16 protein-coding genes are annotated in these 23,773 nt (G+C 70.4%); 7 read left to right on the top strand and 9 right to left on the bottom strand.

What is annotated here, in order from left to right; genetic code table 11:
• Positions 1 to 152: 152 nt before the first annotated feature.
• The 5 genes from ACIRFL_RS38765 to ACIRFL_RS38745 all read right to left on the bottom strand — a co-directional run bounded on the left by ACIRFL_RS38765 (position 153) and on the right by ACIRFL_RS38745 (position 8,626).
• On the bottom strand, positions 153 to 1,616 hold the full coding sequence (locus ACIRFL_RS38765) for a catalase (RefSeq protein WP_404038816.1): 1,464 nt from the start codon (positions 1,614 to 1,616) through the stop codon (positions 153 to 155).
• Between the two features lie 98 nt (positions 1,617 to 1,714).
• Positions 1,715 to 3,793 carry a SpoIIE family protein phosphatase gene (locus tag ACIRFL_RS38760; RefSeq protein WP_404038813.1) on the bottom strand — a complete coding sequence of 693 codons (2,079 nt, stop codon included), beginning with the start codon at positions 3,791 to 3,793 and terminating at the stop codon, positions 1,715 to 1,717.
• A 295-nt stretch (positions 3,794 to 4,088) separates the two neighbouring features.
• Entirely contained in the window at positions 4,089 to 4,790 is a 702-nt protein-coding gene (locus ACIRFL_RS38755; protein WP_404038807.1) for a DUF402 domain-containing protein, read from the bottom strand.
• A gap of 72 nt (positions 4,791 to 4,862) precedes the next feature.
• Positions 4,863 to 6,260, bottom strand: coding sequence for a class II fumarate hydratase (locus ACIRFL_RS38750; RefSeq protein ID WP_404038805.1), 1,398 nt, complete (start codon positions 6,258 to 6,260; stop codon positions 4,863 to 4,865).
• A 674-nt stretch (positions 6,261 to 6,934) separates the two neighbouring features.
• Positions 6,935 to 8,626, bottom strand: coding sequence for a fumarate hydratase (locus ACIRFL_RS38745; RefSeq protein WP_404038802.1), 1,692 nt, complete (start codon positions 8,624 to 8,626; stop codon positions 6,935 to 6,937).
• A gap of 821 nt (positions 8,627 to 9,447) precedes the next feature.
• Here ACIRFL_RS38745 and ACIRFL_RS38740 point away from each other — a divergent pair.
• Complete coding sequence (locus ACIRFL_RS38740) at positions 9,448 to 10,143, top strand: DUF1707 domain-containing protein (RefSeq protein WP_404038799.1); 696 nt, start codon at positions 9,448 to 9,450, stop codon at positions 10,141 to 10,143.
• 174 nt (positions 10,144 to 10,317) lie between these two features.
• Positions 10,318 to 10,695 carry a WhiB family transcriptional regulator gene (locus tag ACIRFL_RS38735; protein ID WP_404038796.1) on the top strand — a complete coding sequence of 126 codons (378 nt, stop codon included), beginning with the start codon at positions 10,318 to 10,320 and terminating at the stop codon, positions 10,693 to 10,695.
• A gap of 490 nt (positions 10,696 to 11,185) precedes the next feature.
• Here the strand turns inward: ACIRFL_RS38735 and glpX are convergent, their stop codons facing one another.
• Positions 11,186 to 12,220 (bottom strand): class II fructose-bisphosphatase, encoded by a 1,035-nt coding sequence (glpX, locus tag ACIRFL_RS38730; RefSeq protein WP_404038793.1) that lies wholly within the window; start codon positions 12,218 to 12,220, stop codon positions 11,186 to 11,188.
• Between the two features lie 126 nt (positions 12,221 to 12,346).
• On the opposite strand from glpX, the gene ACIRFL_RS38725 reads away from it, so the two are divergent.
• Positions 12,347 to 12,871, top strand: a complete 525-nt coding sequence (locus tag ACIRFL_RS38725) for a DUF4245 domain-containing protein (RefSeq protein WP_404038790.1) — start codon at positions 12,347 to 12,349, stop codon at positions 12,869 to 12,871.
• A gap of 369 nt (positions 12,872 to 13,240) precedes the next feature.
• On the opposite strand, the gene ACIRFL_RS38720 is transcribed toward ACIRFL_RS38725, so the two are convergent.
• Complete coding sequence (locus ACIRFL_RS38720; RefSeq protein WP_404038787.1) at positions 13,241 to 13,495, bottom strand: exodeoxyribonuclease VII small subunit; 255 nt, start codon at positions 13,493 to 13,495, stop codon at positions 13,241 to 13,243.
• 9 nt (positions 13,496 to 13,504) lie between these two features.
• Positions 13,505 to 14,713 carry an exodeoxyribonuclease VII large subunit gene (xseA, locus tag ACIRFL_RS38715; protein ID WP_404038785.1) on the bottom strand — a complete coding sequence of 403 codons (1,209 nt, stop codon included), beginning with the start codon at positions 14,711 to 14,713 and terminating at the stop codon, positions 13,505 to 13,507.
• A gap of 215 nt (positions 14,714 to 14,928) precedes the next feature.
• Here xseA and ACIRFL_RS38710 point away from each other — a divergent pair, with 215 nt between their 5' ends.
• Together ACIRFL_RS38710 and ppgK are read left to right on the top strand one after the other, a co-directional pair.
• Entirely contained in the window at positions 14,929 to 15,945 is a 1,017-nt protein-coding gene (locus ACIRFL_RS38710) for a 4-hydroxy-3-methylbut-2-enyl diphosphate reductase (RefSeq protein WP_404038782.1), read from the top strand.
• A gap of 52 nt (positions 15,946 to 15,997) precedes the next feature.
• Complete coding sequence (gene ppgK / locus ACIRFL_RS38705; protein ID WP_404038780.1) at positions 15,998 to 16,744, top strand: polyphosphate--glucose phosphotransferase; 747 nt, start codon at positions 15,998 to 16,000, stop codon at positions 16,742 to 16,744.
• A gap of 399 nt (positions 16,745 to 17,143) precedes the next feature.
• Here ppgK and ACIRFL_RS38700 read toward each other — a convergent pair whose 3' ends face one another.
• Positions 17,144 to 17,581, bottom strand: a complete 438-nt coding sequence (locus ACIRFL_RS38700) for a DUF6542 domain-containing protein (RefSeq protein ID WP_404038819.1) — start codon at positions 17,579 to 17,581, stop codon at positions 17,144 to 17,146.
• A gap of 294 nt (positions 17,582 to 17,875) precedes the next feature.
• Here ACIRFL_RS38700 and ychF point away from each other — a divergent pair, with 294 nt between their 5' ends.
• Positions 17,876 to 18,964: a redox-regulated ATPase YchF gene (gene ychF / locus ACIRFL_RS38695; RefSeq protein ID WP_404038777.1), complete on the top strand. Its 1,089-nt coding sequence runs from the start codon at positions 17,876 to 17,878 to the stop codon at positions 18,962 to 18,964.
• Between the two features lie 560 nt (positions 18,965 to 19,524).
• Positions 19,525 to 23,763: a LamG-like jellyroll fold domain-containing protein gene (locus tag ACIRFL_RS38690; RefSeq protein ID WP_404038774.1), complete on the top strand. Its 4,239-nt coding sequence runs from the start codon at positions 19,525 to 19,527 to the stop codon at positions 23,761 to 23,763.
• Positions 23,764 to 23,773 lie beyond the last annotated feature (10 nt).

The raw sequence follows: 23,773 nt of genomic DNA, 5'->3' as shown, positions 1-23,773 counted from the left end.
GCAACAGGGCCTCCTGGTGAGCAGTGGCGTAGACACCCTCTGTGCTACCGAGAGGCCCTGCCTTCATGCCCCCGCGCAGCCACAATCACCTGAACGGCACACCCGTACGGAACCCCAAGCTGCACATTCGGTTTCGAGAAGCCCTCTGAGACTTACTGCCCGTTGACCCCGTGGGCGATCCGGTCGCCGGTTGGCTTGTCGATGTTGCGCCAGTACTGCACCGCACGGTCCAGCACCGGCCGAGTCACCCCTTGCTTCAGATGGCCGGTGACATTGGAGACCAGCCGGTCCCGGGCCGCGTCGTCGAGGACGTTGCGGACCATCGTGCCGGGCTGCCCCCAGTCGTCGTCCTCGCGATGCAGCGCGTATGCCTCGCGTACCATCTCGCCCGCCGTACGCCACCCGGCGATGTCCCCGAACCGGGCGACGTCCGCGGCCGGCCCGCCGTACGAGTTCGGCGCGTACACCGCACCGGTGTCGGCGGCCTCGTACCGCATCGGCCCGTCCTTGGCGTACGAGTGGACCGGGGAGTGCGGCCGGTTCGGCGGCAACTGGGCGTAGTTGGGGCCGATCCGGTAGCGGTGCGTGTCCGGGTAGGAGAAGAGGCGGCCGAGCAGCATCTTGTCCGGCGACGGGCCGATGCCCGGCACCATGTTGGACGGCTCGAAGGCGGCCTGCTCGATGTGGACGAAGTAGTTGTCCGGGTTCCTGTTCAGCGTCATCCGGCCGACCTCGATCAGCGGATAGTCGCCGTGCGGCCACACCTTGGTCAGGTCGAACGGATTGAACCGGTAGTCCGGGGCGTCCTCGAACGGCATGACCTGCACATGCATGGTCCAACTGGGCGCGTCGCCCGACGCGATCGAGTCGAACAGGTCCCGCCGGTGCACATCGCCGTCGGCGCCGGCCAGTTCGTCGGCCTCGGCCTGGGTGAGGAAGTCGATGCCCTGGTCCGTCTTGATGTGGTACTTGACCCAGAACCGTTCGCCGCCGCCGTTGACCCACATGTAGGTGTGCGAGGAGTACCCGTTCATGTGGCGGTACGTTCTCGGGACGCCGCGGTCGCCCATCAGCCACGTCACCATGTGCGCGGACTCGGGGGACAGCGTCCAGAAGTCCCACTGCATGTTGTTGTCGCGCAGCCCGCTGTCGGGCCGGCGTTTCTGGGAGCGGATGAAGTCCTGGAACTTCTGCGCGTCACGCACGAAGAAGACCGGCGTGTTGTTGCCGACCAGGTCGTAGTTGCCGTACTCCGTGTAGAACTTGAGCGCGAAGCCCCGCGGGTCGCGCCAGGTGTCGGGGGAGCCCTGCTCGCCCGCGACCGTCGAGAAGCGCGCCAGCATCTCCGTGCGCTTCCCCGGCTGGAACAGATCCGCCTTGGTGAACTGGCTGACATCGTTGGTGACTTCGAAGACGCCGTACGCCCCGGAGCCCTTCGCGTGGACCACCCGCTCGGGGACCCGTTCCCGGTTGAACTGGGCCATTTTCTCGATGAGGTAGTGGTCCTGGAGCAGGACCGGACCGTCGGATCCCACGGTGAGCGAATGTTCGTCGCTCTCCACGGGGATTCCGGCGTTGTTGGTGGTGTACGGAGTCTGCTGAGGTGTCTGCGTCACGAGCGTCCTCCCGTCGTGCATGGGGTTACGTCAGGTCGCTTCGCTCACCTCAGCCAGTGAACTCCGTCACCACGACATCGGCAACATTTGGACCAGATCTAAGTCCGGTTCAGTTCGAACCAGACCAGCTTTCCGGTGCTCAGCCGGGTCGCGCCCCAGCGCCGAGCCATCTTGTTCACCAGGTAGAGCCCGCGCCCGCCCTCGTCCGTGGCCCGGGCCTGCCGCAGCCGCGGCAGCTGCGGCACATCGTCGCCCACCTCGCAGCGCAGCACATCGGTACGCAGCAGACGGAGCGTGACCGGGCGTGACGCATAGCGCACGGCATTGGTCACGACCTCGCTGACCAGCAGCTCGACCGAGTCCGTCAGCTCCTCGAGGCCCCAGTCGGCCAGCGCGTGCCGGGCGAGCCTGCGGGCCCGGCCGGGCGCGGCGTCCTCCGGTTCTAGGAACCAGTACGCGACATCGTTCGGGGCGATCCCGTCGAAGCGCGCGGCGAGCAGTGCGATGTCGTCGTCGCGGTCGCCGGGACCGAGCATGTCGAGCACTTCGTCGCACAGCGCCTCCAGCGGCGGCGCATGGTCGGGCCCGGTCAGCTGCGCGGTCGCGGCCAGCTTCTCCCGCAGCTGTTCTATGCCGGTCCACACGTCCCGCAGCCGGGATTCGACCAGCCCGTCGGTGTAGAGCAGCAGCGTGGCCCCGGCGGGCGCCTCCAGCTCGACCGCCTCGAAGTCCACTCCGCCGACGCCGATGGGGGCGCCCGGCGGCACCCGCAGCACCTCGGCCCGCCCGCCCAGGTGCAGCAGGACCGGCGGCGGGTGTCCCGCGTTGGCGATGGTGATGCGGTGCGAGACCGGGTCGTAGACCGCGTACAGGCAGGTGGCCATGCGGTCGGTGCCCAGGCGTTGGGCCTGTTCGTCCAGGTGGTGCAGCACTTCCTGGGGCGGCAGGTCGAGTCCCGCGAGGGTCTGCGCGGTGGTGCGCAGCTGTCCCATGATGGCCGCGGATGTCATGGAGTGGCCCATGACGTCGCCGACGACGAGGGCGACCCGGCTGCCGGGCAGCGGAATGGCGTCGTACCAGTCACCGCCGACGCGTGCCGTCTCGGCGGCGGGCAGATAGCGGGAGGCGAGCCGGACACCGGTCGGGCGGGGCAGGGTCTCGGGCAGCATGGTGCGCTGCAACTCGTCGGCGATGTAGGCCTCGCGGCCGTACAGCACCGCCTTGTCGATGCCGAGGGCACTGTGGGTGGCCAGCTGCGCGGCGACCAGCAGATCGTCGGCCTCGAAGGCCGGGCGTTCCGGGCGGCGCAGGAAGAGGGCGGCCCCGATGACACGGCGGCGCCCGCGCAGCGGGGCGAGGATGGCGTGCCGGCCGCCCGGCACCACCGACTCGCCGCTCTCACCGAGCAGTTCGGGCAGCGCCGCGCGGGCGCCGGGCGCGTCCGCGAACACCGGCCGGACACCGCGCAGCACCTCGTTGAGGGCGCCGCCCGGCCGCACCTCGCACAGTTCGGCGGTCAGCGCGGACAGACCCGACAGCTCGGGCGGCTCCGGTTCCGGCGGCGCCGGCAGGAAACCGCCGTCGGTGTCACGTTCCTCCGGGATCCGGTCGGTGCGGCGCAGCCGCAGCACCACAGGTCCGGTGGGCCGCTCGTCACCCACCGGCAGCGGGTCGCGCAGATAGACGAGGATCGCGTCGGAGAAGGTCGGCACGGTCGCCCGGCACAGCCCCATCACGATCTCGTCCAGGTCGATGCCGCGGGCGATCCGCCGGGTCGCGGCGCCCACGAACCGCAACCGGTCCCCGTCCCGCCGCATCGGCATGGGCCGCCCGGGTGGCAGTCCCCGTCCGGTACGCCGCTCCTGGCCGCCGGCCGCCCGCTCCTGCTCGCCGCCCGGCTGGGGCGGGATGACGTCGGGCGCCGGGGTGGGACGCGGCCGGTGCGGATCGCTCTCCGCGGCGGCGGGCTGTGCGTGCTCGGGGCCGTTGACGGGGGGCTCCTTCTCCTTGCCGCGGGGCGTGGCGGCACCCGGCGAGGAGGGCGTCTCGCCGGCGCGGGCCTGTACGGGTAGGGCGGCGGCGCCGTAGGACTTCGGGGAACGCACGAGCGCCCCGCGGGGATCCGCGGGGTCGGCGCCCGGCTGGGCGCGCTCGTAGGAGGTGGGGTGCTCCGTCACGCGTGTCGAATCCGTCCGTCCGGGGCCGCGCACAGCGCGCGCAGTTCGTCCCGCAGAAGTCCCGATACCCGGAATATGTGCCCCGGGAACGGAATTCCCGCGTGGTCAGAGGTTGTTCCTGTGTCACCGGCGAACCGTTTCCGGTCCGCGCCGGTGGTGCCCTCGTACCCCTCGCTCACGTCCTGCCGCCCCTCGGTGACGTTGGGTCAGACTCGGCGTCCGTACCCGGAGTTGCTGCTGTGCGCCCTTGCGGAGGACGATCCTACGGTTGTGGCCCCGGGGCGCATCAAGAGTCTCATGAGGACATATGCGCGGGCGTACGGTCCCAGTCCTCAGGCAGTGACGGTACCGCCCAGGACGGATCCGGGCGCCAGCGCTGCCAGCCTTCCGAGAACGGCGGGCCCCACGCCTGGATCACCTCCACCGCGGACCGCCCCGCCCGCCGCACCCGCTCGGCCAGGTTCGGGTCCATCAGCCCGTCCCGCTGGGCCTGGGCGAACTCGTCCTCGTCGCGCCAGTGCCAACTGCGGTCCGGATGCACGGAGATGTCCAGGAAGTGGTCCTCGGAGTCCACCCCGCCGTCCCAACGCACCAGCGGCTCTTCGAGGTTGACGTACCAGTTCTTGAACCGCCAGCCCGGCTCCCAGAACAGCCACACCGACCAGGGTTCGCCCGGCCGGGCCACCTTCAGCACACCCGTGCCGAACCAGCGGTCGCGCTGCACGGCACGGGGCTTGGTGTACCGGGACTCCAGCGGCTCGACATGCACGGGCGTGCCGTCGGCCAGCACCGGCTTCACACACTCGGTGCCGGGCGCCAGCCACACCGCGAGCAGTTCCGCGTCGTCCCTGACCACGGTGACGGGACGGGCGATGTGGACGTGCTCGCCGCCGTTCTCCCGGTACCGCCACAGGATGTGACTGCCCGGCGCCCAGAAACCCGCCGAACCGCTCGGTCCTCCGCGTGCCACGCCTCTCACCGCTCCGCCGTCTGCCATGCACAGATATTAGGTGCCCCAGGCATACGGCGCTGCGCCGGGCGACACGGTTCGCGCATCCGAAACCTCCGGTTACGGACGAGTCATCCGCAGGACATCCAGCGCTTCGTCGAGCTGTTCGACCGTCAGATCGCCGCGCTCCACGTACCCGCCCTCCAGGACGGCCTGACGGATCGTCTTCCGATCGGCCAGGGCCCGCTTGGCCACCTTCGCGGCCTCCTCGTAGCCGATGTACCGGTTCAGCGGAGTGACCACGGAGGGTGATGACTCGGCGTACTCGCGGGCCCGGTCCCGGTCGGCCACGATGCCGTCGACCGTCCGGTCGGCCAGCAGCCGGGAGACGTTGGCGAGCAGCCGGACCGACTCCAGCACGTTCTTGGCGAGCACCGGCAGCATGACGTTCAGCTCGAAGTTCCCGGCGGCCCCGGCCGTGGCGATGGTCGTGTCGTTGCCGACGACCTGCGCGCAGACCATGAGAACGGCCTCCGGCACGACCGGGTTGACCTTGCCGGGCATGATCGAGGAACCCGGCTGGAGGTCGGGGAGCCGGATCTCGGCGAGCCCGGTCCGCGGTCCCGACGCCATCCAGCGCAGATCGTTCGCGATCTTCGTCAGTCCGACGGCGATGGTCCGCAGCTGCCCGCTGGCCTCCACGATCCCGTCCCGGGCGCCCTGCGCCTCGAAGTGGTCACGGGCCTCGGTGAGCGGTAGCCCGGTGTCCCGGGCGACCTCCTCGATGACGGCGGCGGAGAAACCCGGCGGGGTGTTGATGCCGGTGCCGACGGCGGTGCCGCCCAGCGGCAGCTCCGCGAGCCGGGGCAGGGTGGCGCGCAGCCGCTCGACGCCGTACCGCACCTGCGCCGCGTACCCGCCGAACTCCTGACCCAGCGTCACCGGGGTGGCGTCCATCAGGTGGGTACGCCCCGACTTCACCACGTCGGCGAACTCCGCGGACTTGCGGGCCAGCGCGTCCGCAAGGTGCTCAAGGGCCGGGATCAGGTCGTGCGTGACGGCCGCGGTGGCCGCGATGTGGATGCTGGAGGGGAAGACGTCGTTGGACGACTGCGAGGCGTTGACGTGGTCGTTGGGATGCACGTCCCGGCCTAGCCGTTCGCTCGCCAGCGTGGCGATGACCTCGTTGGCGTTCATGTTGGACGACGTCCCGGACCCGGTCTGGAACACGTCGACGGGGAAGTGCCCGTCCCAGCTGCCCCCGGCCACCTCACGGGCCGCGTCCTGGATCGCCGCTGCGACGTCCTTGTCGAGCACGCCCAGCTCGGCGTTCACCTTCGCAGCCGCCGCCTTGATCCGGGCAAGCGCCTCGATGTGGGCGCGCTCGATGCGCTGCCCGGACACCGGGAAGTTCTCCACGGCGCGCTGCGTCTGCGCCCGCCACTTCGCCCCCACGGGAACCCGCACCTCCCCCATGGAGTCGTGCTCGATCCGGTACTCCTGCTCCTTGTCGGCCACTGCCGATCACCTCCGTCAGACACAGCACCCCCGACGCGACACCTGTTCCCACGCCGACGGGTGATCCGCGCGGGGTGGCTTCGCCGGGGCGAGGGTGCCGGCTGTAGAGGCGACGTCTTTCAGCGCGGGTGACGGTGGGACGGCCGGGGGAGCCAGGGTTGCGGACGGTCTTACACGCGGGTAATGGGCGGCCCGGACGGCACGGCTGCCGTGGGCTGCTCTCCGCGCGGGTCGCGGGTGGTCAGGACGGGAGAACAGCCGGCCGGGGTTTCTCCAGGCGTGTGGGACGGGTGGCTTCGGCCGGGTGCGGGTGCGGGTGCGGGTGCCGGTCTCCGGACGACGTCTCCAGGCCGGGGTGACGGGCGGCTGGGGTCGGGGAGCCACGAGCCACCGACCGCCTGGGTCCCCGGACTGGGATGGCGGTGGGGCGGCGGAGTTGTCGATTGCCGACGGACGCGGGCGCCGGCGGAGGGGGCCAGGGCGGACAGAGCGCCCTACCGGTGAGCGCGCGCCGGGGCCCCACTCCGGCCGGTGAGGTTCCGGCGGTTCCGACGGCTTGTTCGTCCGGCGGTGTCACCTGGCCTGTTGCCGGTGGGGGTCCAGGGGGCGGAGCCCCCTGGTCGGGGTGAAGGGGCGGCGGGGGCGCGATCCGTCCCCGCCGCGTGCCGGAGGCGCTACGCCAGCCCGGGCCCCCGCACCGGAATCGTCGTGAACGTCGGCTGGGGCGCGGGATCCTGGAAGAAGTCGTTGCCCTTGTCGTCGACGACGATGAACGCCGGGAAGTCCTCGACCTCGATCTTCCAGACGGCCTCCATGCCCAGTTCCTCGTACTCGACGACCTCGACCTTCTTGATGCAGTCCTGGGCGAGCCGGGCCGCCGGACCGCCGATCGAGCCGAGGTAGAACCCGCCGTGCGTGCCGCACGCGTCCGTGACCTGCTTGCTGCGGTTGCCCTTGGCGAGCATCACCTTGGAGCCGCCCGCGGCCTGGAACTGCTCCACGTAGGAGTCCATGCGGCCGGCCGTGGTGGGGCCGAAGGAGCCGGACGCGTAGCCCTCCGGGGTCTTGGCCGGGCCCGCGTAGTACACCGGGTGGTCCTTCAGGTACTGCGGCATCTCCTCGCCCGCGTCCAGCCGCTCCTTGATCTTCGCGTGCGCGATGTCACGGGCCACGACCAGCGGGCCGGTGAGGGACAGCCGGGTCTTGACGGGGTACTTGGTCAGCTCGGCGAGGATCGCGTCCATCGGTTGGCTGAGGTCGATCCTGACGACGTCGGAGGACTCGTCCAGGTGCTCGTCCGTCGTCTCCGGCAGGAAGCGCGCCGGGTCCGTCTCCAGCTGCTCCAGGAAGACGCCCTCGGCGGTGATCTTGGCGAGCGCCTGGCGGTCGGCCGAGCAGGACACGGCGATGGCGACCGGGCAGGACGCCCCGTGCCGGGGCAGACGGACCACGCGGACGTCGTGGCAGAAGTACTTGCCGCCGAACTGCGCGCCGATGCCGATCCGCTGGGTCAGTTCGAAGACCTTCTGCTCCAGGTCCTTGTCCCGGAAGCCGTGCCCGAGCGGCGAGCCCTCGGCGGGCAGGTTGTCCAGGTAGTGCGCGGAGGCGTACTTCGCGGTCTTCAGCGCGTACTCCGCGCTGGTGCCGCCGACGACGATCGCCAGGTGGTACGGCGGGCAGGCGGCCGTACCCAGCGAACGGATCTTCTCCTCCAGGAACTTCATCATGGAGGCTTCGTTCAGGACGGCCTTCGTCTCCTGGTACAGGAACGACTTGTTGGCGCTGCCGCCGCCCTTCGCCATGAAGAGGAACTTGTAGGCGCCGCCGTCGGTGGCGTACAGCTCGATCTGCGCGGGGAGGTTGGAGCCGGTGTTCTTCTCCTCCCACATGGTCAGCGGCGCCATCTGCGAGTACCGCAGGTTGAGATTGGTGTAGGCGTCGTGGATGCCGTGCGAGAGGGCCTTCTCGTCCTCGCCCTCGGTGAGGACGTGCTGCCCGCGCTTGCCCATCACGATCGCCGTGCCGGTGTCCTGGCACATCGGGAGCACGCCCGCCGCCGCGATGTTCGCGTTCTTCAGCAGGTCCAGGGCGACGAACTTGTCGTTGGCCGACGCCTCCGGGTCGTCGATGATCCGGCGCAGCTGGGCGAGGTGGGCCGGGCGCAGATAGTGCTGGATGTCGTGGATGGCCTCCTCGGCCAGCTTGCGCAGCGCCTCCGGCGCGACCTTGAGGAACGTCCGCCCGTCGGCCTCGAAGGTGGAGACACCCTCGGAGGTCACCAGCCGGTATGGGGTGGTGTCCTCGCCCTGGGGGAGCAGCTCGGTGTACGCGAACGCAGGGCGGTTTGGGGGGGAACTCTGTGGCATCTTCGCCCATTCCTCACTCGACAGGCAGCGTGTCCAGGCGACTCGTCTTCTCGGCGTGCTGGCCGCGGGGCGGTCGCCTGCGGCCCGCCGGCGTCGGCGGGCCTCCCCAGCGTAGAACCTGGCGGCGACGGCCAGACTGTGAGGTCGCGCTCAACCACCAGGCCCGGCCCGGGGGCCGGTCACGCCTCCGTCACCAGGCCGCGCCCCGATCCGCTCGCCCACACCCGGTCTGGGCAGCCACGCTACGGTCCGGTCGGTCATGCCCCGGTCCGGTCGGCCGTGCCCCGGTCCGGTCGGCCGTGCCCCGGTGTCCGCTCGGCCACGCCCCGGTCCGCTCGGGCACCCCTCGGTCCGGTCCGACACCACTCGGTTCGATCGGGCGCGCCCCGGTCGGGCCGCATCCCGGTCCGCTCGCTCACGTCTCGTGCCGGGCAGCCACGCTAGGGTCCGGTCAGGCCTCGGCCCGGGCAGCCGTGCCCTGGTGTCCGCTCGGGCACCCCTCGGTCCGGTCCGACACCACTCGGTTCGATCGGCCGAGCCCCGGTCGGGCCGCGTCCCGGTCCGCTCGCTCACGTCTCATGCAGGGCAGCCACGCTAGGGTCCGGTCAGGCCTCGGCCCGGGCAGCGTGCCTCGGTGTCTGCTCGGCCACGCCCCGGTCCGCTCGGACGCCCCCGTCCGATCACGCCTCCGTCCGGGCAGCCAAGCCGCGGTGTCCGCCCGGTCGCGCCTCCGTCCGTCAGGGCATGTCTCGGGCCGGTTCGCCACGCGCGGTTGTCCACACCCCTAGTCGCGATCTATCGCGTTTCGGTACGCTGCCGTCGTGGACCTTCAGAAGCACGCCCAGCGGCAGGACGCGGCACCGCGCGTCACCGAACTGCGCGCCTCGGACGCGGACCGGGACCGGATCGCCGACATCCTGCGTGACGCCCTCGCCGAGGGGCGCCTGACCGCCGATGAACACGCGGAGCGCGTGGAGGGGGTGCTGAACGCCAAGACGGTCGGTGAGCTGGAGGTCTTCATCCGCGACCTGCCCGCCGCCCACGGCCGCCCGGCCGCCTCGGCGTACGCGCCGCCCCGCCCGGCCCCCGGCGCGATACCGACGGAGGCGGACGCCAACATCGTCGCGGTGTTCAGCAGCGCCGTGCGCAAGGGCCGCTGGCGCGCCGGGCGCAGGATGCACGCGTACTCGGTCTTCGGCAGCGTGGAGATCGACCTCAGCGAGGCGATCTTCGAGTACCAGCAGGTCGTCATCAAGGCGGTGTCGGTCTTCGGTGACGTCCAGATCCGCGTGCCGGAGAACGTGTCGCTGCGCGGCACCGGCGGTGGCATGCTCGGCAACTTCGAGGTGCACACGCTGGATTCGGCCGAGCCGGAGGCGCCCGTGGTCTATGTGGACGGGTGGGCCGTGCTGGGCAACGTCGAGGCCCGGCCGAAGCGGGGGAAACTCGTCGCGGACATCCTCGACCGCGTGCACCGCAGGGTGGACAGGACGGTGCGCCGGCATCTCGGGCACTGACGGCCGCGCATCGGGTCGGATCCGGAACGGCGCGGTCCAGGGCCGCCAGGCGCGGGGGGTCGCGAACCGGCCGCCGCGCTCCCGCGGATCGGGACGCAGTGCATAGGCGCGCGCACAGCGGGTAGGGCTTGCTGCATCGTCTCTCGCTCGCGAAGCCGTCGTCAGGAGTAGACCGTGCTGCAACCGCCGCATTCGTCCCTGCAGGTAGCCGCCGTTCCGGCCCAGCGGGTGCCAGCGCGAGAGCGGGACCAGGACGCCCCCTGGCACACCGAGGCGGTGTGCCGGCGGGACGAGGCCGGTCTGTTCTTCGCCCCTTCGAAGGAGCCCACCGCCGCCCGGCTGTCCCGCGAGGAGGCGGCCAAGCGGGTCTGTGCGCGCTGTCCGGTGATGGTCGAGTGCCGCGAACACGCGCTGCTCCAGCCCGAGCCGTACGGCGTGTGGGGCGGCCTCACCGCCGCCGAACGCCGTGTGGTGCTGGCCCGGCGCCGGCGCCGCGACATGGAACTGAAGAAGGCGGCACGAACGGCAGGCCGCATAGCAGCAGCAGGCTGAGCCCCAAGCTCCGCCCCGAGCCGGCCTTGGCCCGGGCTGGGCTTGGACCCGGCTCCGAGCTTCCGCCCGAGCCCGAGCTTCCGCCTGAGCCCGAGCTTTGGCCGGGCCCTCCTCGGCGTGCGAGCCCGGGACTCGACTCGGAGATGGTGCGTGGATTTGCTGCGAGCTTGTCAGGACGCTGCGCGCCGTAACCGCGCCCGAGCCGTTGCGCTGCTCCGGGTCTGCGTCGTGGCCCGGCGCGCCCTGCCTGCTGGTCGAGTCCGCGCGCCGCTCTGAGTCCGCGCCTTGGCGCCGCGCGTCCTGAACCCGCCCCGAGCCCTCGCCGTGGTGCCGCGCGCCGTGCGCACGGCCGGGAGTGTCAGGCTGCCGCCCACCCGCGTCGCGGTCACGGATCGGGCCGGCGCCGCCGTCGGCGGCGCCCCCTCCGCACCGGCGGCGCCCCCTCCGCACCGGGGGCGCCCGCCGATACCGCTTGCTCAGCCTTGGCGCGCTACTTCGCCCGGTCGAAGTCGATCGCGCTGTAGGCGCGCAGCTTGCTCAGGCGGTGTTCGGAGTCGATCCGGCGGACCGTTCCGGACCGCGAACGCATCACGATCGAGTCGGTCGTCGCGGTCTCGGAGCGATACCGCACCCCGCGCAGCAGTTCGCCGTCCGTGATGCCGGTGGCGACGAAGAAGACGTTCTCGCCGGTGACCAGATCCTCCGTGGTGAGCACGCGGTCCAGGTCATGCCCCGCGTCCAGCGCCCGCTGCCGTTCCTCGTCGTCCTTCGGCCACAGCTTGCCCTGGATGGTCCCGCCCAGGCACTTCACGGCGCACGCCGAGATGATGCCCTCGGGGGTGCCGCCCACGCCGAGCAGCAGGTCGATGCCGGTGCCCTCGCGCAGGGCGAGGATCGAGCCGGCCACATCGCCGTCGGAGATCAGCTTGATGCGCGCGCCGGTCTCCCGGACCTCCTGGATGACGCCCTCGTGCCGCGGCCGGTCGAGGATGACGACCGTGACGTCCTCGGGCGTGGACCGCTTCGCCTTCGCGACCCGGCGGATGTTCACCGACACGGGCGCGTCGATGTCGACGAAGTCAGCCGCCTCCGGTCCCGTGACCAGTTTGTCCATGTAGAACACGGCGGACGGGTCGAACATGGAGCCGCGCTCGGCCGCCGCGAGGACCGCGATCGCGTTCGGCATGCCCTTGGCGGTCAGCGTCGTGCCGTCGATCGGGTCGACGGCGATGTCGCACTCGGGCCCGGTGCCGTCGCCGACCCGCTCCCCGTTGAAGAGCATCGGGGCCTCGTCCTTCTCGCCCTCGCCGATGACGACCACGCCGTTCATCGAGACGGTCGAGACGAGGGTGCGCATGGCGCGGACCGCGGCACCGTCGGCGCCGTTCTTGTCACCGCGCCCGACCCAGCGGCCGGCGGCCATCGCCGCGGCCTCGGTCACCCGGACGAGTTCCAGGGCCAGGTTCCGGTCGGGAGCCTCGGAGGGGACGTCGAGTTCGGACGGCAAATGATGATGCTCGGTCATCGGAGCGCACCTTTCTGATACGACGACGGCCGGATGAGGGTGTTCGTCCCGACTCTACCGCCAGGGGTACAGGATGAGCAGGGACCCCCACGGATGAGCATGCCGGGCACCTGCGACGATGGGGGCGTGGCAGGTTCGAACGGCAAGCAGAAAACGGTCCGGGACATGATCCTCTCCCTGGGCCTGATCGGGATGGCGGCGGCCGTCATCTACATCTTCATCCCGCACGACGACCACGCTCCCGACCTCGAGCGGGTCGACTACCGCGTGGAACTGCTCACGGCGCAGCGCGCCGCGTCCTACCAGGTCGCCGCGCCCGAGGGCCTGCCGGACTCCTGGAAGGCGACCTCGGTCCGCTTCCAGGGAGCGAACTCCGAGCGCTGGCACCTGGGCTTCCAGGACCCCGACGGACAGTACGTACAGATCGAGCAGTCCACTCAGAAGCGCGCCGAGTTCATCGACCAGGCCAGCCAGGGCGCGCGGGCCACCGATGTCACCGAGAAGATCGGCGACCGCACCTGGAAGCGCTACACCGGCGGCCGCTACGACGCCCTCGTGCTGGAGGACACGCCCGGCTCGACCACGGTGGTGGCGGGCACGGCGTCGTTCGAGCAGCTGGCGAAGATGGCGGAGTCGCTGAAGCTGACCTGACCTGCGGACCGCGCACGCGCGCGCAGCTACGGGCCACCGCCGAACATCTAGTCCGGTCGACCCGTCCGCGTGCCCGTCGGCACCGGGACCCGCACCGCGCGGACGGAACCGCACCGAGCCGGTCCGTCACCGCGCCGCGCAGACCCGCACGCGCGCCGAGTCGGCCGCGGCCGAGGCGCTGCTCCTCGCCGAGGGCTGCGCCACCCGCACGCGCGTCGGGGCCGGCGACGGCCCCCGAGCGCCGCCAGGGCCGGCCAGGACCGTGGCGACGACCTCGCCGTGCGCCGGACGCGGGCGGGAGCCGTGCGCCGGACGCGGGCGGGAGACGTTCACGCCCGGCTCGCCGATGACGGCGCCGCTCGGCACCCGCTACTCGCCGGCCTCCGCGGAGCCCGCCGCGTCCGCTCCTGCCCCCGCTTCCTCCTCCTCGGCCAGGGCGGCGTCCAGCCGCGCCCGCGCGCCCTCCAGCCAGCGCCGGCACACCTTGGCCAGCTCCTCGCCGCGCTCCCAGAGGGCCAGGGACTCCTCCAGGCTCGTCCCGCCCGCCTCAAGGCGCCGTACGACCTCGATCAGCTCGTCCCGCGCCTGCTCGTAGGAGAGCGTTTCTTCCACCTTGCCGGTCATCCGTTCACCCTATGCGTCGACTCGTACCGTGAACTCGCCCTCGGCGACCCGCGCCCGCAGTGCCTCGGCCGCCGTCACCTCCGCCGGATCCCGCACCACGTGCCCGTCGGCCCGCTGCAGCACCGCGTACCCGCGCTTCAGCGTCGCCGCGGGGGAGAGGGCCACCACGCGCGCGTGCGTGTGCGCCAGCTCGGAGTCCGCGCGGTCGAGGAGATGGCCCAGGGTGCGCCGGCCGCGGTCGGCCAGCGAGGCGACGTGGTCCGTGCGCTCGTCGATCATCCGGTGCGGGTCCTCCATCGAGGGCCGGGCCAGCGCATGCGCGAGCCCCCGCTCCTCGCGCTCCACCAGCGCCTCCACGCACCGTCGGGCCCGGCCCCGCAGCATCCGCACCCGCTCCAGCTCCTCACCCACGTCCGGTACGACCTTCTTCGCCGCGTCCGTCGGGGTGGAGGCGCGCAGGTCGGCCACGAAGTCCAGGAGCGGATGGTCCGGCTCGTGGCCGATCGCGGACACCACCGGCGTACGACACGCGGCGACCGCGCGGACGAGTTGTTCGTCGGAGAACGGCAGCAGGTCCTCCACGCTGCCGCCGCCCCGGGCGACGATGATCACGTCCACGGCGTCGGTCTCGTCCAGCTCCTTGACCGCCTGCACGACCTGGGGCACCGCGTGCACGCCCTGCACGGGCACGTTGCGCACCTCGAAGCGGACGGCGGGCCAGCGGTGGCGCGCGTTCTCCAGCACGTCCCGCTCCGCGGCCGAGGCGCGACCGCACACGAGGCCGATCAGCTGCGGCAGGAAGGGCAGCGGGCGCTTGCGCTCGGGCGCGAACAACCCCTCCGCGGCCAGGGCCTTCTTCAGCTGCTCCAGCCGGGCCAGCAGCTCGCCGACCCCCACGGGCCGTATCTCGGCGGCGCGCAGCGACAACTGCCCGCGCGGCGCGTACCACTCCGGTTTGGCGTGCACGACGACGCGGGCGCCCTCACCGACGACATCGGCGACCGCGTCGAACACCTGCCGGTAGCAGGTCACGCTCACCGAGATGTCGTACGACGGGTCGCGCAGCGTCAGGAAGACGACGCCCGCGCCCGGCCGCCGCGACAACTGCGTGATCTGCCCCTCGACCCACACCGCTCCGAGCCGGTCGATCCATCTCCCGATGAGCCGCGACACCTCGCCGACGGGCAGTGGGGTCTCCGCGGACGTGTTCACAGCCATGCCGCGAGACTAACGGGCCCCTCCGACAATCCCGCGCCCTCGCTGCACGGCCGGCACCGCGAGGCCCGCGCGCAGCCGCCGCGGCAGGCTCGGTCATCAGTACCTCCTCCGCGCGTCGAGCAGCCCCCTGCCCCTTCCGGCCCCCGGCCCGTCGCCCGGTCTTCCCGTGACCGGTACGCGAACGCGATCTCCTCTCCCCCGGAGGCGGCCTTACGATGGGAGCCATGACTGCCCTGCCTGGCCGCCGTGTCCTGCTCGCCGCCCCCCGGGGATACTGCGCGGGCGTGGACCGCGCCGTGATCGCCGTCGAGAAGGCCCTGGAGCAGTACGGGGCCCCGATCTATGTCCGGCACGAGATCGTTCACAACAAGTACGTCGTCCAGACCCTGGAGAAGAAGGGCGCCGTCTTCGTCGAACGCACCGAGGAGGTGCCGCCGGGCAGCATCGTGATGTTCTCGGCGCACGGCGTGGCCCCCGTCGTCCACGAGGAGGCCGAGCGCGGCCGGCTCGCCACCATCGACGCCACCTGCCCGCTGGTCACCAAGGTCCACAAGGAAGCCGTCCGGTTCGCCAATGAGGACTACGACATCCTCCTGATCGGTCACGAGGGCCACGAGGAGGTCATCGGCACCTCCGGAGAGGCCCCGGACCACATCCAGCTCGTCGACGGCCCCGAGGACGTCGCCAAGGTCGAGGTCCGCGACCCGTCCAAGGTGGTCTGGCTGTCCCAGACCACGCTCTCCGTGGACGAGACCATGGAGACCGTGGACGCGCTCAAGGAGAAGTTCCCGCAGCTGCTCTCCCCGCCCAGCGACGACATCTGCTACGCCACGCAGAACCGTCAGCTCGCCGTGAAGCAGATGGGCGAGGAGGCCGACCTGGTCATCGTGGTCGGCTCCCGCAACTCCTCCAACTCCAAGCGGCTCGTGGAGGTCGCCAAGCTGGCCGGCGCGCGCGCCGCGTACCTGGTGGACTTCGCCGCCGAGATCGAAGAGTCCTGGCTGGAGGGCGTGACCACGGTCGGTGTGACCTCCGGCGCATCCGTTCCGGAGGTCCTGGTCGAGCAGGTCCTGGACTGGCTCGCCGAGCGCGGCTACGCGGACGTCGAGATCGTCAAGGCGGCCGAGGAGTCCATCACCTTCTCGCTCCCCAAGGAGCTGCGCCGCGATCTGCGCGAGGAGGCGGCCGCACTGGTCGCCGCGCGCGGCGGTTCGGGTACGGCGGACGTGTGAGCGGGGCACAGCCCCGCGCGTGACTGTCAGTCGTGCGTCGTACGGTGGGGCCATGCAGATCTTCGGCGTGGACATCGGCGGGTCCGGGATCAAGGGCGCACCCGTCGACCTGGAGCGGGGCGACCTCGCGGAGGAGCGGTTCAAGGTGCTCACTCCGCACCCGGCGACGCCCGACGGGGTGGCCGACGGCGTGAAGGAGGTCGTCGAGCACTTCGGCTGGACGGGCCCGGTCGGTCTCACGTTCCCGGGCGTCGTCACCGGCGGGAGCACCATCCGTACGGCCGCCAACGTGGACCCGAGCTGGATCGACACGGACGCGCGCGCGTTGTTCAGCGACCGGCTTGGCGGCCATGACGTCACGGTCGTCAACGACGCGGACGCGGCCGGCGTCGCCGAGATGAGCTTCGGCGCGGGCCGCGGCCGTGGCGGCACGGTCATCCTGCTCACCTTCGGTACGGGCATCGGCAGCGCCGTGTTCGCCGACGGCACCCTGGTCCCGAACACCGAGCTTGGCCATCTGGAGCTGGGCGGTCACGAGGCGGAGAAACGGGCCTCCAGCAAGGCCAAGGAGGACCACGAGCTGTCCTGGGAGCACTGGGCGCGCCGCGTGCAGAAGTATCTCGCGCACGTGGAGATGCTGTTCTCCCCGGAGCTGTTCATCATCGGCGGCGGCGTCAGCCGCAAGGCGGACAAGTTCCTGCACCTCATCGAGGGCGTCGAGGCGGAGATCGTGCCCGCGCAACTGCAGAACAACGCGGGGATCGTGGGCGCGGCAATGCACGCGTCCAAGGACGGCTGACGGCCCGGGACGGTCGACCCGTGCGGGGTCCGCTGGGGGCGGGTGGGGTCCTTGCGGTGGGGCGGTGGGTGCTGGTTGGGTCCGTTTCGCGGGTTGGGGTGGGTGACGGTCGGGGTCGTGCTGAGGGCTGGCGGGTGCCGGGCGGTCCGTTTCGCGGGGCGGGTGGGTGCTGGTCCGGTTCGCTGGGCCGGCTGGTCGATGCCCGTCGGGTTCGTCCGGCGGTCGGGTGGGTGCCGGGGAGGTCCGTTCCTCGGCCCGGTGGGTGCCGGGTAGGTCCGTTTCGTTTCCCGGCGGTGGATGTCCCTCAGGCTCGTGCTGCGGGCCGGTGGATGTCCGTCAGGCTTGTCGCCCGGGGCGATGGGGGCCGGCCAGGCTTGTCGCCCGGGCCGGTGGCGGCGGTCAGGCTTGTGCCGGGGGGCGGGTGGGCCCGAGTCGGCGTCGGCGTCTGACCCGTCGGATTCGCCGCACGATCACGGTCACGCCCGCGATGAGCGTCCCCCCGTACAGCCACCCGGCCTGGGTGGCGAGCGCGGTGACCAGGCCCATCAGCCGGCCCGCCATCCCGCCGCCGTCGTCGGCGACGGCCAGCAGCCCCACCACGAACCCGATCGGCACCAGGACGGGGGCCGTCAGCAGATCGTTTCCGCGCACCCACAGCGCGGTCAGCGCGCACACCGGCAGGAACAGCACCCCGTACACGGTGAGCGACGCCCCGAACAGCATCTGGTCGATCAGGCCGAGCAGAAACATCAGGGCCGCGCAGAACAGACCCCCGCCGAGCCCGGTGAGCCGGGGCCCTGTCCTGCGCGCCGGCGGCTGTGCCGTACCCGGACGCACCGGCCGCTGGGCCGCCGCCTGCCCGCCCGCCGGACGGCGCCTTGCCTGCGGCGGCAGGGGTGCCGGTGGCGTGCCGCGTCGCGGTCCGTGCTGCGGGGGTCGCGTCCTGGGTTGCTCCACTGGTCCAACTTAGGTCGGCTTATGTGCCGAATGGCCCTACAGACACGCCGTTGAGCGGAGCGTATCCAGGTGTTCGACGCTTCAGCCGGGGCGGTGCCCGGCACGCCGTAAACTGGGGGATCGGCCGGTCTGCTGGCCCCCTGGCCCTCCTCCTCACGTACGGGAAGTCGCAACGTGTCGCTCACGATCGGAATCGTCGGCCTGCCGAATGTCGGCAAGTCGACCCTGTTCAACGCCCTGACCAAGAACGACGTGCTGGCGGCCAACTACCCGTTCGCCACGATCGAGCCGAACGTCGGTGTGGTCGGCGTCCCGGACGCGCGCCTGACGAAGCTGGCCGAGATCTTCAACTCGCAGCGCATCCTCCCGGCGACCGTGGACTTCGTCGACATCGCGGGCATCGTCCGCGGCGCCTCCGAGGGCGAGGGCCTGGGCAACAAGTTCCTCGCGAACATCCGGGAGTCCGACGCGATCTGCCAGGTCATCCGCGCCTTCAAGGACGAGAACGTGGTCCACGTCGACGGCAAGGTCTCGCCCAAGGACGACATCGAGACGATCAACACCGAGCTGATCCTCGCCGACCTGCAGACCATCGAGAAGGTCCTGCCGCGCCTGCAGAAGGAGTCGCGGATCAAGAAGGACGTCGCGCCCAAGGTCAAGGCGGTCGAGGAGGCCAAGGAGATCCTGGAGAAGGGCGACACGCTCTTCTCTCAGGGCATCGTCCAGGGCAGCGAGCGCGCCGAGCTGCTGCACGACCTGCACCTGCTCACCACCAAGCCGTTCCTCTACGTCTTCAACGTCGACGAGGACGAGCTGACCGACGACGGCTTCAAGAACGAGCAGCGCGCCCTGGTCGCCCCCGCCGAGGCGATCTTCCTCAACGCCAAGCTGGAGGCGGACCTCGCCGAGCTGGACGAGGCGGACGCGCTGGAACTCCTGGAGTCCGTCGGGGCCGACGAGCCCGGCCTGGCCACCCTCGCCCGCGTCGGCTTCGACACCCTCGGCCTGCAGACGTACCTGACGGCCGGCCCCAAGGAGGCCCGCGCCTGGACCATCAAGAAGGGCGCCACGGCCCCCGAGGCGGCCGGTGTGATCCACACCGACTTCCAGAAGGGCTTCATCAAGGCCGAGGTCATCTCCTTCATGGACCTGGTGGAAACCGGCTCGGTCCCGGAGGCCCGAGCGAAGGGCAAGGCCCGCATGGAGGGCAAGGACTACGTGATGCAGGACGGCGACGTGGTGGAGTTCCGCTTCAACGTATAGGTCATGCGATGGCGTGGATTCGATGATTTAGCAAAACGTCAGGTCACGTGGGGCCGGCCCGATTCCGGGTCGGCCCCGTTCGTGTACCCGTGGCGATCGGACGACGACGTGCGACACCACCCGGTATGGCCCGGTCGAGGCCCTCGCCTGTCGAATGCCCCGTCTGCAGTCCCGCGATTCGTGGCTTGACCGCCAAGGTGAATGCCGCGGCATGAGCGGATGAACCACCCCCATCTCTCCCGTCAGCACCCGGATTTCATGATTGCCCGGATCAAACCCAATGACCACATTTGGAAGGTGGAAGGTGCCTGGCGGTAGAAGGTGACGGCCGGGGGACAACTGGGCGCACTTCTTTGCTTGATGATTAACAAAGTCCGTGCAACCGCCGGTAAACGTAACGATCACCACAAGAGCGTAGCCGGACTTGTCACGTCATCGAAGCTTTCCTGTCTGTTGACCTGCTGTTGGTGTGCGGGGTTGGTTACTGCAGTCAGCTGTGAGACCTCTGTGGGCAGGGTGTGGCGGGAATGTGGAGCCGGTTAAGGGGCGGACCCAGGGCGATGGGGGTCCTGCTGGGTTTGGTCCTGGCTGTCGGGTCAGTGCCCGCGCTGGCCACCAGTGCGTCGGCCGATGCGGCGGCCTCGCCGGGCCTGCGGAGCGCGTCACCGGCCGATGATGCAGGTGGCCTGTCGGAGGCTGATGCGCTGGCGAAGGCTGCGAAGTCCGGTGAGCCGGTGGAGGTCGCGGCGCTGCGCGGTGAGGCCAGTGAGGTCTTCGCGATGCCGGACGGCAACCTGGAGGCGCGTGAGTATTTGCGTCCGGTCTGGGCCCGCGTGGCGGGTGGCTGGCAGCGCATCGACGCTGACCTGGTGGTGTCCGGGTCGGGCAGGGTCGCTCCCAAGGTGTCGACGATGGGGGTGGAGTTCTCCGGCGGCGGCGCGGCCCCGTTGGTGCGGATGTGGCGTGCGGGGCGGGAGCTGAGCCTGTCGTGGCCCACGCCGCTGCCCGAGCCCGAGGTTACGGGGGCGGTGGCGACGTATCGGTCGGTGCTTCCGGACGTGGATCTGCGGATGACGGCCCAGGCGGACGGTTTCACCCAGCTGCTGGTGGTGAAGACGGCCGCAGCCGCGGCGAGTCCTGAACTGGCCGAGCTGCGGCTGAAGCTGTCGGCGCAGGGCCTGTCCGTCGAAGAGACTCCGGACGGTGGCCTGCAGGCGCTCGACGCGGGGGCCCAGGGCGCGGTTTTCGAGGCGCCGAAGCCGATGATGTGGGACTCCAGCCCGGGTTCGGGGGCTGCGGGCACGGCACGGTCGTCGACAGCGGCGCCTGGTAAGCCGGCCGGACTGCAGGCGGGTGCAGACGCGGCGGGGCAGCCGGGTGCGGGGGAGTCGGGCAAGCTGGCGCCGGTGGAGGTGGAGGTGTCTGCCGGGCAGAAGGAGGTGGTGCTGACTCCGGATGTCGGTGTGCTGAAGGGCGAGGACACGACTTATCCCGTCTATATCGACCCGCAGTGGTATTCGCCTCGGGCGTCGGCGTGGACGATGGCGTCGGAGTACTGGGCGTCGTCGCCGCAGTGGAAGTTCAACGGGGACTCCGATGCCGGGATGGGTTACTGCAACTGGTCGTACTGCAAGCCGAACGACACCAAGCGCCTTTTCTACCGCATTCCGGTGTCCGCGTTCGCGGGGCGGTCGATCCTGTCGGCGGAGTTCGTGGTGCGTAACACCTGGTCGGCGTCCTGTGATGCGCGGACGGTGGAGCTGTGGCAGACGAAGGACATCTCCTCGTCGACTACGTGGAACAGCCAGAAGGCAGCCGGCTTCTGGATCAAACAGCTGGCGTCGGAGTCGTTCGCGTACGGATATTCGGGCTGTGCGGCCAAGGACGCCGAGTTCAATGTCAAGTCCGCGGTGCAGGCGGCTGCGAACAGCAAGGACTCCACGATGACGTTCGGCCTGAGGGCGGCCAACGAGGAAGATGCCGATGCGTGGAAGCGGTTTTCGGACAAGGCGTTCCTGCGGGTGAAGTACAACCGTCCGCCGGCTCAGATCAGGATGTCGCAGTTGACGATGGTCTACGGCGGCACTTGCAAGAAGCCGTCGTCGGCCGCCCGGGTGCGGAGCCTCGGCCTGATCTATGCGAACAATGTCACCGACCCGGACGGGGACAGCGTCGCGGTGCAGTTCCAGGCGAAGTGGGACGGCGGTACATGGAGCCCCGCGAGGACATCGTTCAAGGCGTCAGGGTCGTCTTTCAAGATCAGCCTGCCGTCGACAATCCCGGCGGGCAAGTCGGTCTACTGGTATGCCCGTGCTTATGACGGGGCGCAGTACTCGCCGTGGTCGTATGCGGGGGACGCGACGGCGTGTTACTTCGTCTATGACAAGAACGCGCCCGCGGCGCCGAGGGTCAGCTCGGGTGAGTATCCGGAATCGGACCCGGCGGATCCCGATGATCCCTGGTATGACGGGGTCGGACAGTACGGTTCGTTCACCATCGACGCGGTGAACTCGGATGTGACGACGTACTGGTACGGCATCAACGGCGATCCGAATCCGAATAACACGATCAAGACTTCGGGCGGGGCTCCGCAGATCGCCAAAGTGCTCCCTTCCAAGCCAGGCATCAACTTCCTCACAGCAAAGGCATTTGACTCGGCGGGTAACGGCGGTGAGACCCTTACTTACTTCTACCGGGTGAAGGCCGGACAGCCCGACCGTGCGACCTGGCAGCTGGACGAAGACGCCGGCGCGAGCAAGGCGACCGGCTCAACTCCGCCGCGCAAACTGAAACTGCTGGGCGGCACCACATCCGGAGTGGAGGGAGTCACGGGCACGGCGGTGCGGTTCAACGGTACGGACGGCTACGCCGACACCGACCTCTCCCCGGTCAATTCCACCCAGGGCTTTACCGTGTCCTCGTGGGTGAAGTTCGACCAGCAGCCCACCCGTTCGGCGGTGGTGGCCACCCAGCCCGGCAACGTGATGGCGGGCTTCGAGCTCTACTACTCCCTGTCCTATGGCTGGGTGTTCAACCAGCATTCCGCGGACTCCGCTGATGCCACCTCGGTCATGGCCAAGGCCGCTACGCCCGCACCGATCACGGTGGGCAAGTGGACGCATGTGGCCGGCTCTTACGATGCGACGCTCGACCTGCTGCGACTGTATGTCGACGGACAACTGGTCGGTGAGAAGAGCTGGTCCACCCCGTGGAACGCTCGCCGTGGTCTGAGGCTGGGCGCCGGCTCCTACAGCGGGGCGCCGGGCAACTTCCTCCCCGGTGCCATCGACGAAGTGCAGATCTTCAGCCGACCGCTCGCCGGCAACGAGGTCAGCGCGTTGTACGGGAAGGAGACCGTCGGCGACCCGGGGCCGCCCGCGACCGCGGTGTTCCACCTGGACGAGGAACCCGACGCCACCGAGATCGCCGGCTACGGCGGAGTCTTCCCGGCGGAATACCACGGTGCCGTCACCACAGGAGTACCGGGTATGGCGGGGAAAGCCACGCACTTCGACGGCGCGACCGGCTACGGGAAGATCGGCCGGACCAGCGCCCCGCACATCAACACCTTCCGGAGCTTCACTGTCTCCGCCTGGGCCAAACTGGACAGCCTGGCTGCTGAAAGCGGCGTGGTCGTGACGCAGGCCGGCAAGGAACGGCCCGGGATGGAGCTGTACTACTCCGCCGCCTCCCAGCAGTGGACATTCGCCCAGTACACGGCGGACACAACGGATGCGAGCATCGTCCGCGCACTCCCGGCCTCCGGTACGAAGGCGCGGGCCGGGGAGTGGACGCACCTGGTCGGCGTGCACGACACCGAGGGCGACACGCTCACGCTGTATGTGAACGGGGTCAAGGCCGGTTCGGTCACACAGACCAGCCCCTTTTACGCGGCCGAGTCGATGTACATCGGTACAGGGAAAATCGGCGGAGCGACGCAGTACTTCTTCCCCGGCACGGTCGACGACGTCCGGGTGCTGGACCGGCCGGTTTCCGCGGTCGAGGTGCAGCAGATGTTCCAACAGCGCCCATTGGTCACCAGCCGCTGGAAGTTCGAGGAGACCGCCGGTACGGCTCCCGTGACTGTCCCGGATACCGCAGGCACCGGCAACGCCCTCACTCTGAACGGGGGCGCCAAGAAGTCGGACGCGGGATTCATCGACTTCGGTGCCATGGAACTCGACGGCATCACCGGCTATGCCTCCGCGAAGAGCATGCCGGTGGACACCTCGGGCAGCTTCACGCTGACGGCCTGGGCGCAGGCCGCGGCGATGCCCGATGGCGCGGTGGCCCTGGCTGGTGCGGAGGGCAGCGCACGCAGCGCCTTCACGGTCCGGTTCGTTCCGGATGCCACCGATCCGGAGAACAGCCCTGGGCGCTGGCAACTGTCCGTGGCGGACAAGGACACGGCGGATGCCACCGTGGTGCAGGTCGACAACAGCGGGTTCTACGACGCCCGCGAGTGGAACCACCTGGCCCTGGTCTACGACGGCTTCGCCAAGGAGGCCCGCCTCTACGTCAACGGAAGCCTGGCCGAAGTCGCCTGCACGGACGCCGACGGCGACGGCACGAGTGACAGCGGCACCTGCACGGATCAGGTTTCCTGGGCGGAGAACGTGCTGTCGTTCAAGGCCACGTCGTTGCAGATCGGCCGCAGCGGCACCGGCAGCAGCGCCGGCGGCTACTTCCCCGGCCTGGTGGACGACGTATGGACGTTCCAGGGCGCACTGACCGAGGCCCAGATCGCCGAGTTGGCCACCAACTGGTTCGACGTGCCCACCGAAGTCCCCGGCGGCTGACCGAAAACCA

It is taken from the genome of Streptomyces sp. NPDC102462 (genome assembly GCF_044765425.1).
Taxonomy (GTDB): domain Bacteria; phylum Actinomycetota; class Actinomycetes; order Streptomycetales; family Streptomycetaceae; genus Streptomyces.
This window is presented reverse-complemented; position numbering and strand designations above follow the sequence as displayed.